General features: G+C 44.0%; 12 protein-coding genes and 1 tRNA gene. 7 read left to right on the forward strand and 6 right to left on the reverse strand.

All coding sequences use genetic code 11. The annotated features are described in order from the left end of the window. Window positions 1-24: 24 nt before the first annotated feature. From mtnA to HUU58_11080, 4 genes are all read right to left on the reverse strand, one after another. Entirely contained in the window at window positions 25-1,050 is a 1,026-nt protein-coding gene (gene mtnA / locus HUU58_11065; GenBank protein ID NUN46211.1) for an S-methyl-5-thioribose-1-phosphate isomerase, read from the reverse strand. A 197-nt stretch (window positions 1,051-1,247) separates the two neighbouring features. Beyond that, window positions 1,248-1,622: a fluoride efflux transporter CrcB gene (crcB, locus tag HUU58_11070; protein NUN46212.1), complete on the reverse strand. Its 375-nt coding sequence runs from the start codon at window positions 1,620-1,622 to the stop codon at window positions 1,248-1,250. Between the two features lie 33 nt (window positions 1,623-1,655). Next, on the reverse strand, window positions 1,656-2,519 hold the full coding sequence (locus tag HUU58_11075; protein NUN46213.1) for a UbiA family prenyltransferase: 864 nt from the start codon (window positions 2,517-2,519) through the stop codon (window positions 1,656-1,658). Continuing rightward, window positions 2,516-3,091 (reverse strand): tetratricopeptide repeat protein, encoded by a 576-nt coding sequence (locus HUU58_11080; GenBank protein NUN46214.1) that lies wholly within the window; start codon window positions 3,089-3,091, stop codon window positions 2,516-2,518. The genes HUU58_11075 and HUU58_11080 overlap by 4 nt, the downstream gene beginning before the upstream one ends. A gap of 205 nt (window positions 3,092-3,296) precedes the next feature. Here HUU58_11080 and recJ point away from each other — a divergent pair, with 205 nt between their 5' ends. The 4 genes from recJ to HUU58_11100 all read left to right on the forward strand — a co-directional run bounded on the left by recJ (window position 3,297) and on the right by HUU58_11100 (window position 6,901). After that, entirely contained in the window at window positions 3,297-5,027 is a 1,731-nt protein-coding gene (gene recJ, locus HUU58_11085; GenBank protein ID NUN46215.1) for a single-stranded-DNA-specific exonuclease RecJ, read from the forward strand. A gap of 1 nt (window position 5,028) precedes the next feature. Further along, window positions 5,029-5,625 (forward strand): HAD family hydrolase, encoded by a 597-nt coding sequence (locus tag HUU58_11090; GenBank protein NUN46216.1) that lies wholly within the window; start codon window positions 5,029-5,031, stop codon window positions 5,623-5,625. After that, on the forward strand, window positions 5,625-6,785 hold the full coding sequence (locus HUU58_11095; GenBank protein ID NUN46217.1) for a pyridoxal phosphate-dependent aminotransferase: 1,161 nt from the start codon (window positions 5,625-5,627) through the stop codon (window positions 6,783-6,785). Before HUU58_11090 ends, HUU58_11095 begins: the two co-directional genes overlap by 1 nt. Before the next feature lie 41 nt (window positions 6,786-6,826). Beyond that, a tRNA-Pro gene (locus HUU58_11100) sits at window positions 6,827-6,901 on the forward strand. 58 nt (window positions 6,902-6,959) lie between these two features. On the opposite strand, the gene HUU58_11105 is transcribed toward HUU58_11100, so the two are convergent. Together HUU58_11105 and HUU58_11110 are read right to left on the reverse strand one after the other, a co-directional pair. Continuing rightward, complete coding sequence (locus tag HUU58_11105; GenBank protein NUN46218.1) at window positions 6,960-8,945, reverse strand: oligopeptide transporter, OPT family; 1,986 nt, start codon at window positions 8,943-8,945, stop codon at window positions 6,960-6,962. A gap of 203 nt (window positions 8,946-9,148) precedes the next feature. Then, complete coding sequence (locus HUU58_11110; protein ID NUN46219.1) at window positions 9,149-10,543, reverse strand: amidophosphoribosyltransferase; 1,395 nt, start codon at window positions 10,541-10,543, stop codon at window positions 9,149-9,151. A 188-nt stretch (window positions 10,544-10,731) separates the two neighbouring features. Here HUU58_11110 and HUU58_11115 point away from each other — a divergent pair, with 188 nt between their 5' ends. From HUU58_11115 to HUU58_11125, 3 genes are read left to right on the forward strand one after another with little or no spacing between them, the layout of a single operon-like run. After that, window positions 10,732-11,412, forward strand: coding sequence for an MCP four helix bundle domain-containing protein (locus HUU58_11115; GenBank protein NUN46220.1), 681 nt, complete (start codon window positions 10,732-10,734; stop codon window positions 11,410-11,412). Next, entirely contained in the window at window positions 11,409-11,981 is a 573-nt protein-coding gene (locus HUU58_11120) for an NAD(P)H-dependent oxidoreductase (GenBank protein NUN46221.1), read from the forward strand. The genes HUU58_11115 and HUU58_11120 overlap by 4 nt, the downstream gene beginning before the upstream one ends. 18 nt (window positions 11,982-11,999) lie before the next feature. Next, window positions 12,000-12,548 carry a DUF1697 domain-containing protein gene (locus tag HUU58_11125; protein ID NUN46222.1) on the forward strand — a complete coding sequence of 183 codons (549 nt, stop codon included), beginning with the start codon at window positions 12,000-12,002 and terminating at the stop codon, window positions 12,546-12,548. Window positions 12,549-12,664: the final 116 nt, after the last annotated feature.

Raw genomic sequence — 12,664 nt, forward strand, 5'->3', positions numbered from 1 at the left:
AATGAAACAATATTATTATTTGTGTCAATTGAAACAATAATCCGGGCCTCGGAATATTTGTTTCTCAGTTATTATAGCCGAAATCAATTCGGCCGGTGTTACATCAAATGCAGGGTTGTATACATGCACACCATGTGGTGCTGTTTGTTTTCCCATACCCATTGTTATTTCGTCAGCTGAGCGCTCTTCAATGGTTATTGCGCTTCCGTCAGGTATTTGTTTGTCAATCGTCGAATGCGGAGCGACGACATAAAATGGTATTTTATGTTTTTCGCACAATACCGCTAAAGTATAAGTTCCGATTTTATTTGCCGCATCACCATTACGTGCAATTCGATCAGAACCAACGATTACAGCCTGAACGCGGCCTTTGGACATAAGCTGTCCCGCCATATTATCGCAAATCAATGTATGGCGTATATTCTCTTTTTTTAATTCCCAAGCCGTTAATCGGGCGCCTTGTAAAAGTGGTCGCGTTTCATCAACCCAAACGTGGATTCTTTTTCCGTTTTGGTGGGCTGTTACCAGTACACCAAGGGCTGTACCGAATCCTCCTGTTGCAAGTCCGCCGGTATTACAGTGAGTCAAAACCTGCATGCCGTCGTCTATGAGTTCGGAGCCTAATTTTCCCATCGCAATACATGCATCTAGCTCTTCTTGGAGGATAAGGTGCGCTTCCTTAAGAACAGAAGATCGCAATATATCCGAGTTCGAAGCCGTGGAATAAACAGATTCGAAAACCTTTAGCACGCGATTGACGCCCCACGCAAGATTAACGGCGGTTGGGCGACTTTGGATCAATTGCGCACCTGTTTTGATGGCTTCGTCGCGAAGTATGGCTTTATCTGAAGTGGTACAACGATAAAGTCCTAAGCACAAACCGTATGCACCGGCAATTCCTAACGCAGGAGCCCCGCGAATTTTCAATTTTTTAATTGCATCAATGAGATCATCCACATCGGCGATTGTGAGATAAGTCTCATAAACCGGTAATTGGGTTTGATCAATGATGCGTACAGCGGGATGCGCCCACCGTATCGTTTCAATCATATTAAGTTTAACAAAAACAAAAACGTAATTCTGTCGCGAATATATTGGTTGTACCATAAAAAATCAAGCAGTTTTACAATTTGCCAATCGTTATGATTAATGCCAATCTGACATGGATCAACATATAATTGAGCGAGTAAACGGATAGAATATTAACAATGACAATAGAAGGGGGTATAAGGTTTGTTGTAAATAAATTACAAAAGTCTAGCCAGAGTTTGGCCTAAGAGAACAAGTGCAAGCCCGCCCACAATGCTTCCGGCAATATAAAATATAGAAAAATAAAACTCCATCGTACGCATCATAAGTATGCTTTCGTATCCAAACGCTGAAAAAGTAGTGAAACCGCCGAGCAATCCTACAGTGATAAATAATCGGATTTGCGGATTAAATGCAGAACGTATTTCAGCGATCTCCATAATGAATCCTATAAAAAAACAACCGATGAGATTGACAATCAAAGTACCCAAAGGAAACAACAAACCGGAACGTTGTTGTATGACGTATTGAAGCCCATACCTTGCCATTGCACCCAGTGCGCCGCCTAATCCGATCAGGATAAATTGAGTCATATTATAAAATTGTAAAATTAACGGAGTTAATTTCTATAGATAAATATCTAATGCCGTAAAAACAAAGTAGGTGATACTGATGAAGCCATTCATATTCATGAAAGCGATATTTACTTTGGATAAATCATGAGCACGTACTAACGATTGTTCGTATATCAGCAAAGCCGTAATTATGCACACACCTGCGAAATATATCCAGCCCATTTCCCAGTGAAAACCGACGTATGTTAGAAAAAAAACGGCTGTCGCATGCAAGAAACGCGAAATCCACAGAGCATTGGTAATTCCAAATTTGCCCGGTATCGAAAACAAACCTTCAGAGCGATCAAATTCGTAATCCTGGCAAGCATAGATTATATCAAATCCGGAAACCCAAGTTAATACGGCGCAACCAAGCATGAATGCCGTCCAATCCCATTGGCCGGACATAGCGATCCATGCTCCCAGGGGAGCGATTCCCAGCGCGATTCCTAAAAAAATATGTGCTGAAGCCGTAAAACGTTTGGTAATGGAATAAAATAAAACAAAAAAAAGAGCGACGGGTGATAACATAAAACATAGAGGGTTGAGAAAATAGGATGCCAAAACCAGCGCGGCTGATGCTATAACCACAAATATCCATGCTTGCTTTTGCGTGATAACACCGCGAGGAATTTCTCGATTCACCGTACGTGGATTTTTTGCATCATACCGTGCGTCCACGATACGATTGAAGCCCATCGCCGCACTGCGTGCACCGGCCATGGCGATGACGATCCAAAAAAATTTGGACAAGGTCAGTGGAAACTCGCGGCCGCTGACGACAAACGATGTTAAAGCAAACGGTAGCGCAAAAATCGTATGAGAAAACTTGATCATGCGACCGTAATCAACAACTAACTTCCAAACGCGCATCATGCGTTGTATTCCTTGCGCGTAAGTTCTTCGAATTTGTCAAAGGAGATTTTAGGGTGACCAAAACGGCAAGCCAAGTCGAGCCATTTTTGCGCTTCATTTTTTTGTCCGCGTAAAATGTAAACAGCGGCGAGGCCTCGCTTAGCCATGACGTATTTGTCATCCACCAAGAGCGCATCGCGGAACGCTTTTTCGGCATCATCATATTTTTTTAAATAAAGCCATGCATGTCCGAGATAAACTAGAGCAACGGCTTCTACTTTGAAAGAATACAGACCGTACGAAAAAAACATCAACCACTTTATCCAAGGAGCGCCACGCAGAGTTTCCAGGAATTGCCGAAATCGTATTGTTGCTTGTTCAGGACGTTTACGACGCAATTCGCGTTTTCCTGCAAAAAAATCAAACCAATAGTAGCGTGCCAAACGATTGGGGATAAGGATCACGGCCGCCATTAAAACCATTTGATACATTTTGAGTTGATAGTTGATCATCAAATAACCAAAACCCGTTATGATCAGACCTAAAAGTATGATATACAAAAAACGATTGCGGGCAACGCGATGTTTGAACATAGTTTTTTCCTCGATTGTGCGTACGATACCAAAAAAATCAATGCCGTGCAAGGCTTGAAAATACATTTTGCATTTTACAATGCGATAAACTATATTTTATCAAGGGTTTATTTATTATCTTTCGGCCCTAATGAAATCAAAAGTGGATTTTTTTCAATTATGATGTTTAAAAAACTAAATATAAATCAAACCATTACAATCCCTTATGTTGGAACAACAATGGGTACTGAGCAATCATCATGACAAGGAGCGTGTAAAGAAATTAGCGGAAGAAATTAACGTACCGGAGCTTATAGCCGGCATCCTTTTCAATCGTGGTATTCGTACGTTTGAAGAGGCTAAAAATTTTTTCCGGGCAGAGAGCGCACCGCTCAATGATCCTTTTCTTATGCACAATATGGATATTGCGGTTGATCGTGTAACCCGCGCGATCAATAACCGTGAATCTATCATGATTTATGGCGATTACGATGTGGACGGTACGACCAGTACTTCCATGTTGTATCTCTTCTTCAAAGAAATTCACCGCGGATTTATTTCCTACTACATTCCGGATCGCGTCAAAGAAGGGTATGGGCTTTCTCCGACGGGCATCAAGTATGCTCAAGAGCAGGGGATTGACTTACTTATTGCGGTAGATTGTGGTATAACCGCTATTGATCAGGTCAATCTTGCCAATAAATACGGGATTGACGTGATAATTTGTGACCATCATCATCCCGGCGATCAATTACCTGCGGCGCTAGCTATTCTCAACCCCAAAAAAGAATCGTGCCCTTATCCGTACAAAGAACTGTGCGGCGTGGGCGTAGCATTCAAATTAGCACAGGCGATCACGCAGACATTGAAAATAGACGAAGATGTGCTTATGCAACATCTTGATCTGGTGGCGATCGGCAGCGCTGCTGACATCGTACCGCTTACGGGAGAGAATCGCACCTTAGTAAAAAACGGGCTCAAATTAGTCAGCGATGCCAATAAAGTCGGAATTCGCCAGCTGGTCAAGAATGCCAATGTGTTCGGCAAACCTATTTCAACCGCACAGATTGTTTTTTCATTAGCGCCCCGTATCAATGCCGTAGGCCGATTGGGTGACGCTAATAGAGCTGTAAAATTATTGGTTACTAAAAGTGAATCCGAAGCCGTCGAATTTGCCAGTGTTTTGGAATCTGAGAATCGCAATCGCCGTGATCTCAACGAGGTAATGTTTCTTGAAGCTTGTGAAATCGTCGATCAAGAGTTTGATTTTGTCAATGACAAAGTCATCGTGGTTTATAAAAAAGGATGGCATCAAGGTGTGATCGGTATCGTGGCCAGCAAACTTGTTGAACGTTATTATCGTCCAGCCGTGGTTATCGCCGAAGCCGACGATAAAGGTAAAGGTTCGGCGCGCAGCGTAGAAAATTTTGATGTGTTTCAAGCGCTCAAGTCGTGCGAAGATCTCATGGTCGGTTACGGAGGCCACAAATATGCGGCCGGATTGACCATAGACCTCAATAACATAGAAGAGTTTCGCCGCAGACTGAATGAATATGCTGCTATTCATCTTCCGCCCAACGATCTGATCCCGAAAATCCATATTGATGCCGAAATTTCATTAGATGAAATCAACAATCGTCTGATGACATTGCTTAATCTTTTTAAACCGCATGGCCCGGCTAATATGAGACCGATATTTATCTCACGTTCTTTGCAGATCGTGGGTTATCCTCAATTGATGAATGAGCGTCATATCCGAATGAAAGTTCGCCAAAATGGTGCCGTGTTTGACGCTGTGGGCTTCAATCTAGGGCACTATTACAACAAAATCGGCGTAGGTGATAATCCGCTGGATCTGGTGTACCAGATTGATGAGAATACCTGGCAAGGTCGGACGACTATACAGCTTAAAATCAAAGATCTGAAAATTCAGACTAACGGAAACGGTTATCACTAGCATGGGTATGCAGGCCAAACCCGCCGTTTTTTTTGATCGTGACGGTACTCTGAATGTTGAAAAAAATTACCTGTATCGTCCTGAAGATTTTGAGTGGATATCTGGTGCGCAAGAGGCCGTGCATTTGCTCAATGAAGCGGGTTTTTTGGTTTTTGTTATTACCAATCAGGCCGGAGTGGCGCGTGGTTTTTATAGCGAACAAGATGTAAATCGTCTACATGATTTTATGGCGGATCAATTAGAACAAAAAAAGGCACACATGGATGCCTTTTTTTATTGCCCGCATCATCCGGAAGGCACGATACCCGAATACACTAAACTATGCGATTGCCGCAAACCGGCATCGGGCATGATTCGGCAGGCGTTAATGAGGTTTGATATTGATTTAAACACTTCGTTTGTGGTTGGAGATTATAAGTCGGATATTGAGTTGGCCAATCGTGAAGCCATACGATCGGTACTGGTAAAAACAGGGCATGGACAAAAGACACTCGATGCGATGAGCACCGGATCAACGGCGTGTAAACCAGATCATATAGCCGAAGAAGTTACCGAAGCCGTTCGATGGATATTATGGCAACATAGGGAGCGTAAATAATGCAGTATCCGTTTTCATCCTTGAGCCAAACGCTGAAAGGTTCACCCACCGTTCGGCTTGCTGAAAAAGCACAGACGCTGAAAGATGCGGGCGTTGATATCGTAGATCTGACTATCGGGGAACCGGATTTCCCGACACCTGCGCATATTAGCGAGGCCGCCTATCGTGCAGCACAAGCGGGTAATACTAAGTATACCAACAGCCGCGGGATACTTCCTCTACGTAAGGCGATTGCCGAAAAACTTCAACGAGATTACTCACTTTCATATGATGCGAATACTGAAATTATCGTAACTCCCGGCGGGAAACAAGCTGTGGTGTATGTGATCCAGGCAATAATCAATCCGGGCGATGAAGTGATATGTATCGAACCGTGTTGGGTCGGTTACGAGGGTTCTATAGCAATGGCCGGAGGCCAATATATCGGCGTACCTATGTATGAATCGGATAATTTTTGTATAGATATTGATCGCCTTCGAGCGGCGGTGACGCCTAAAACTAAATTAATCATCATCAATAGTCCGTCTAATCCTACCGGTAAGGTCCTTTCAAAACGGGAAATCGAAAGTATTTGTTCTGTATGTAATGAACGCAATCTGATGCTTCTGACGGATGATATTTATGAAAAAATACTATACGATAATCACATGTTTGTCCCTGCAGCCGGTTTACCGGGCATGCGCGATCGTACGATCATACTCAATGGTTTTTCCAAGGCATACTCGATGACGGGTTGGCGACTGGCGTATTTGGCCGCCCATAAACAAATCATATCGGAGATCAATAAACTGCAACAGCTTTCAGCAACATGTCCTTCGTCGGTGAGTCAATGGGCGGGTGTGGAAGCCTTGAACGGTGATCAATCCGCTATTCAAGTCATGGCGTCAGCTTATGCTGTACGCCGCGAAATCGTCGTGCAGGGATTTACTAAACATGGTTTGCCATGTTTCAGACCCGAAGGCGCTTTTTACGCATGGATCAATGTGAAAAAGTTAGGTATGAATTCTGTCGCGGCATGCGAATATATACTTGATAAATGCAATATCGCCGCTGTACCCGGAAGTGCTTTTGGAATCTCGGGCGAAGGTTATATCCGCGCCTCATTTGCTACGTCAGAAGAAAATTTACAAAAAGCTATTAAAAACCTTGAGAATTTGTAATCGGTAGTATATATTGCCGCCGTTGTTTGAATAATATGGATCGGAATGTGGCGCAGCCCGGATAGCGCACTCCCTTGGGGTGGGAGGGGTCGGAGGTTCAAATCCTCTCATTCCGACAAAAAAGAAAAGCCCTCATCAACGAGGGCTTTTCTTTTTATGATATTTTTATAGCCTCTATTCTTCTTCCGGTTTTCCGCGCATCGAGTCCCAATACATATAGATCAGAATTCCAACAAACATCAAACCGGCTAATAATTCACCCCCGTGCGATTCAGCCCATTCGGCATTAAACCAGTTATATCCCGCATAGCGTAAGATCGCGCTGATTACGCCCATGAGGGCGCCGCCGGCAATGAAGCCCGAAGCGATGAGCGTGCCGCGTTCGCGACGCGCATTGTTAAGTTTTTCGTCGGTGGAACGGGTTGAAACCCAGTGAGCTATCAGACCACCGAAAAGCAAGGGTGTATTGAGTTCTAAGGGAATATACATCCCTAGGGCAAAAGCGAGTGCCGGTACGCCTAACCATGCCAGTACTATCGCCATAAATGCACCTCCGACATACAGCATCCACGGTGCCGGTTGACCGGTCATCAGCGGCTGTATGACGGCGGCCATGGCATTGGCTTGTGGTGCAACTAATGCATCAGGCCCGGTAAACCCGTAGGTTTCATTGAGAAGCATGATCACCCATCCTACAGTAAGTGATGCTACTAATGCACCCGCAAATTTCCATGTTTCTTGTTTGTACGGAGAGGAACCGAGCCAATATCCGATTTTGAGGTCCGTAATAAAAGAACCAGCACATGATAAAGCTGTACAGACTACGCCACCGATGATCAGTGCCGAGAGCATACCGACTTCACCTGTAAGACCGGATGAAACTAATACTACAGACGCGATGATAAGCGTCATTAAGGTCATACCGGAAACGGGATTTGTTCCGACAATAGCGATCGCATTAGCCGCAACGGTCGTAAACAAAAATGATATAATGAGCACCACTGCGAGTCCGATCAGTGCGTGGGTCAGATTTTGTACAACGCCCATTTGAAAAAATATGAAAATCATAACGGCTACAACCAAAACACCGATGCCGACGATTTTCATACTCAGATCACGTTGGGTGCGCAAGGCATTAGCGTTGTCGCCTTTGTTACCGCCGATTTCTTTGAATCCTAAGATGAAAGCTGACTTGATGATACCGGATGAACGAATAATGCCAATGATGCCGGCCATTGCGATACCACCGATGCCGATATGACGAACGTAATTTCTAAAAATTTCCTCCGCCGTCATAGCGCCGATCAGTTTGGTTACATTGACGCCGAGCGGTGTCGTAAGGCCTGTGCCTATGTAATATACGGTCGGAATCAGAAGATACCACGAGACGAATGAACCGCAAGCAATGATCAATGAATAACGCAGACCGATAATAAAACCGAGGCCGGTTACGGCGGCGCCGATATTCACTTTAAAAACAAGCTTGGCTTTATCGGCTAATTCCATGCCCCATGGCAATGCGCGGGTTGAAAAAACTTCGCTCCACCAACCAAAAGTAGCCACGATAAAATCGTAAATTCCGCCTATGATGCCTGATAATACCAATACTTTCGCTTGATTGCCGCCTTTTTCGCCGGCCACAAGAACTTCGGTTGTGGCCGTTGCTTCCGGAAAGGGAAACTTACCGTGCATGTCGGCTACGAAATATTTACGGAATGGAATCAGGAATAGGGTTCCTAGAAAAGCACCGAAAAGCGATGCTAGGAATACTTTGAAAAAGTCAGCTTGGAGGTTGAGAATGTAAAGCGCTGGTATTGTAAATATGGCGCCTGCTACCACCGCGCCGCTATTGGCTCCGATGGATTGAATGATCACATTTTCGCCCAGCGCATTTTTGCGTTTCGAAGCGGCGGAAAGTCCTACGGCGATGATCGCGATAGGGATGGCGGCTTCAAAAACCTGACCGATTTTGAGTCCTAAATATGCGGCGGCCGCAGAAAACAACATCGCCATGATCAGTCCCCAAAAAACAGACCTGAAATTTACTTCGGGATACACCTGCTGCGGTGACATAATGGGGGTGTAGGTTTCGCCGGGCTTTAATTCCGTGTAGGCATTGGAGGGTAAACCTTTGACGCCTTGAGAAGAATGTTCGCTCATACGTGTCTCGCTTGAAGTTCGGTGAGAGAATTTAATTATTTAGAAATGATTGATTGAATATAGATAGGCGCTCAAAACAAGCAAACACGAGCCTATCTGAAGTAATCAGGTCAAACGTAAATCAAAGAAAGGTTACAGTCGTCAAGCGCAGAATACCATGAGAAAAATCATAAAGGCCAACTGCGAATATATAAGGCTTGCGGTTAATCACATTGGGTGATTTGTGTATCGGGTTCGATGGGTACGGGATATTTCCCGCTAAAGCAAGCTGTGCAGTAGTTGTGTGGGCCGTTGGGCACACACTCCAACATACCGTCAAGAGAAAGATACTCCAACGAATCGGCGCCGATACTTTTGCAGAGTGCATCTTTATTCATGGTATTGGCGATTAATTCTTCTTTGGTCGGGAAATCCATGCCATAATAACATGGTGAAGTGACGGGCGGGGAACTGATACGAATGTGCACTTCTTTGGCCCCGGCTTTACGTATCATCGTAACCAAAGCTTTGAGCGTAGTGCCGCGCACGATCGAATCGTCAATGACGACAACACGGCGATCACGCAGAACGCCTTCTACCGCATTAAACTTTAATCGCACTTTCAGATCGCGCATAGACTGTACGGGATGAATGAAGGTACGGCCTACATAATGGTTGCGGATAAGACCGAGTTCAAATTTCAAACCCGTTCGGCGCGAATAGCCTACGGCTGCGGTATTGCTGGAGTCGGGTACACTGATCACGATATCCGCGTCCACACTGTGTTCCAGAGCGAGGCGTTTCCCGAGTTTGCGACGTGCTTTGTCCACATTATCGCCAAAAATTTTACTGTCTGGGCGAGAAAAATATACAAATTCAAAAATACAATGCGCGGGTGTGGGTAGCGGGTCAAAAATCATTCGAGTTTGCATACGGTCACGGTCCACGACGATAAATTCGCCCGGCTTTACGTCACGCACATATTCGGCGCCGATGATATCCAGCGCGCAGGACTCACTTGCTATTACGGTAGCTTGGTCCAATTTACCGATACATAGCGGACGAATACCCCACGGATCACGTGCAGCAATAAGTTTGTCTTTAGTTATCAGAAGTAGCGAATATGCACCGCGAATCTGATGCAATGCGGCGATAATTTGTTCTTCAACAGTGGCTTTACCGGAACGGGCAGCAAGATGAAGAATGACTTCGGTGTCGTTGTTTCCTTGAAGGATGGCCCCGTTATTTTGGAGTTCGCGACGAAGGCTTTGATAGTTGGTCAGGTTTCCGTTATGGGCGGCCGATATCGGCCCGGTGCTGATAATAGCTGTCAAAGGCTGTACGTTTTGCATAAAACTTCCACCGGTCGTTGAATACCGATTATGACCGATGGCCGAATGACCGGGTAAACGATCAAAAATTTTATCATCAGCGAATACGTCGCTGACTAATCCCATACCGACATGGCGATAGGTTCGTTCACCATCGGCCGATACGATGCCGGTGGACTCTTGTCCGCGATGTTGGAGGGAATACAAGCCAAAATAAGTCAGTCGTGATGCTTCAGGATGACCATAAATGCCAAACACACCGCATTCTTCTTTGATATCTTCTGACATAGTGTTACTTAATAGATTTTTGAGAACATACTTAACACAATTCGTGCGGCGCAAGATAGAAAAAAAAAGGCATTCATCCAATGTTTTTTGACGAATGTAACAATCATTATTCATGTAGAGATTTTTATGTAAAGTTTGTATTTTATGTAAAATGGAACATGAATATGTTGATATTTCGGAGAATCGGCATGCGTTCACCTAAACGGCTATTTCAGATACTTTCATTGTTATTGATTGCGGCGCTTACGGCGGTAATTTTTTTTATTCACCGTATTCATGACAAATCTAAACAGATTAGCGAAAATTGGTTGCCCAGCGTAATGCATGTCGGTAACTTAAACACGCTCACTTCCGATTTTCGGATTATGGAGCTACAGCATATTTTGTCTACTTCGGACGAACAGATGCGTACGTATGAATCGGCTATGCAACGCATAGCCGATTTGATTAACTCGGAGATGAAACTGTATGAGCCTCTGATTACGACGCCCGTAGAAAAAACACTGTATGAGGATTTCTTGAGTAAGTGGTCTGAGTATATGAAGCATCATCTTGACATGCTTCAACTTTCCAAACTCAACAAAAACGAAGATGCGAAACTATTAATTCGTGCACGTTCGGAAGTTTTATTCAATGAGTATTCCTCTGCGCTTTCGGCGCTTGTGCGAGAAAATCGCAGAGCCGCCGACGATGAAGTCAAACGTGCTAACGCGTTATATATTGGGTCGGTTATTAATTTAATTTTGATTTTAGGGTGTGTTGCGGTTTTTGTTATCATATCATTACGCCAGATGCGAAAAATCTTTGATCGCGTTTTATCTACGGCAATGGATGTGGTAGCCAACGAGCGCGACGGGAAAAGCATATGATAAAAATATTAGCCATTTCAGGGAGCCTTAGAAAAAATTCGTATAACAGCGCTTTACTACGGGCTATGATAAAACTCGCACCTGAAAATGTGTCGGTAGAGTTTTTTGAAGGACTCGGCGAATTGCCGCTATTTAATCCGGATAGTGAAGAACTGGAAATTCCTTCAGTTATTCATTTTCGAAATCAATTGGCATCCCATGACGGGATAGTTATTGCCAGTCCAGAATATGCACACGGTGTAACCGGAGCGATGAAAAACGCATTGGATTGGGTCGTTGGAAGTGGCGAATTGGTGTACAAACCGGTCGCTGTAATAAATGCCGCACCGCATGCCACGTACGCTTATGCTTCAATCATAGAAACACTACGGGTGATGACGGCAGATATTGATCCCGTAGCATCCAAAGTATTGCCATCCGCAGGCCAAAAACTATCTACCGATGAAATTTATACGCATAAAGAAATTTCCAACGCATTACGCAGTACGTTGGTTTCATTAGCTCAGACGATCCGCTCTCGTGATGCTGCAACATCGTCAGAAAAAAATGCTTCGTGGAATTTATTCTAAAACTAAGCAAAAGCCATTATGTCAACATATATCGCATTGCTTCGTGGTATCAATGTATCGGGACAAAAACTGATCAAAATGAATGATTTGAAAAGTTATTTTGTTTCGTACGGTTATAAGAATGTACAAACGTATATTCAAAGCGGAAATGTAGTCTTTGAGAGTGCCAAACAAGAGTCCGAGAAATTAAGCAAAAAAGTGGGGGAACAATTAACTGTTTCCCTGGGCTATATTGTCCCTGTTATTGCGCGTAGTTTGAGTGAATGGATAATCTTAAATGAAAAAAATCCTTATTCAAAACTAAAACTCAAGCCTGATGAGCACGTGTACGTGACGTTATTAGCTACAAAACCAAAACCCGATTTAGCACAATCCCTGATCGCATTATCGGATACAACGGATGAATTTCAGTTGAACGGGAAAACGGTTTACATTCTGTGTAGAAAAGGCTACGGAAACTCCAAATTCTCGAACAACTTTATCGAAAAAAAATTAGACACCCAAGCCACAACCCGAAATCTGGCGACGATGCAAAAACTGCAAATGATAGCCGAAGGGTTGAAATAACAGGGTTGCCTTCCTTATTTAGGGATACTGAATAAGATCATACCCCCTTTGGCTGTTGTTTTCAAGTTTGAATTTCCAGAGCAGGTCAAGATTGAATGTAGGAAGCGTAGCAATTT

The organism is bacterium (assembly GCA_013360215.1).
GTDB lineage: Bacteria > CLD3 > CLD3 > SB21 > SB21 > JABWCP01.

Excerpts from the sequence above, each read along its gene's own strand:
- HUU58_11110 (NUN46219.1), bottom strand. The coding sequence starts at position 10,543 with ATGTCAGAAGATATCAAAGAAGAATGCGGTGTGTTTGGCATTTATGGT.
- mtnA (NUN46211.1), bottom strand. The coding sequence starts at position 1,050 with ATGATTGAAACGATACGGTGGGCGCATCCCGCTGTACGCATCATTGAT.
- HUU58_11075 (NUN46213.1), bottom strand. The coding sequence starts at position 2,519 with ATGATGCGCGTTTGGAAGTTAGTTGTTGATTACGGTCGCATGATCAAG.
- recJ (NUN46215.1), top strand. The coding sequence starts at position 3,297 with ATGTTGGAACAACAATGGGTACTGAGCAATCATCATGACAAGGAGCGT.
- HUU58_11120 (NUN46221.1), top strand. The coding sequence starts at position 11,409 with ATGATAAAAATATTAGCCATTTCAGGGAGCCTTAGAAAAAATTCGTAT.
- HUU58_11095 (NUN46217.1), top strand. The coding sequence starts at position 5,625 with ATGCAGTATCCGTTTTCATCCTTGAGCCAAACGCTGAAAGGTTCACCC.
- HUU58_11090 (NUN46216.1), top strand. The coding sequence starts at position 5,029 with ATGGGTATGCAGGCCAAACCCGCCGTTTTTTTTGATCGTGACGGTACT.
- HUU58_11115 (NUN46220.1), top strand. The coding sequence starts at position 10,732 with ATGCGTTCACCTAAACGGCTATTTCAGATACTTTCATTGTTATTGATT.
- HUU58_11125 (NUN46222.1), top strand. The coding sequence starts at position 12,000 with ATGTCAACATATATCGCATTGCTTCGTGGTATCAATGTATCGGGACAA.
- HUU58_11105 (NUN46218.1), bottom strand. The coding sequence starts at position 8,945 with ATGAGCGAACATTCTTCTCAAGGCGTCAAAGGTTTACCCTCCAATGCC.
- HUU58_11080 (NUN46214.1), bottom strand. The coding sequence starts at position 3,091 with ATGTTCAAACATCGCGTTGCCCGCAATCGTTTTTTGTATATCATACTT.
- crcB (NUN46212.1), bottom strand. The coding sequence starts at position 1,622 with ATGACTCAATTTATCCTGATCGGATTAGGCGGCGCACTGGGTGCAATG.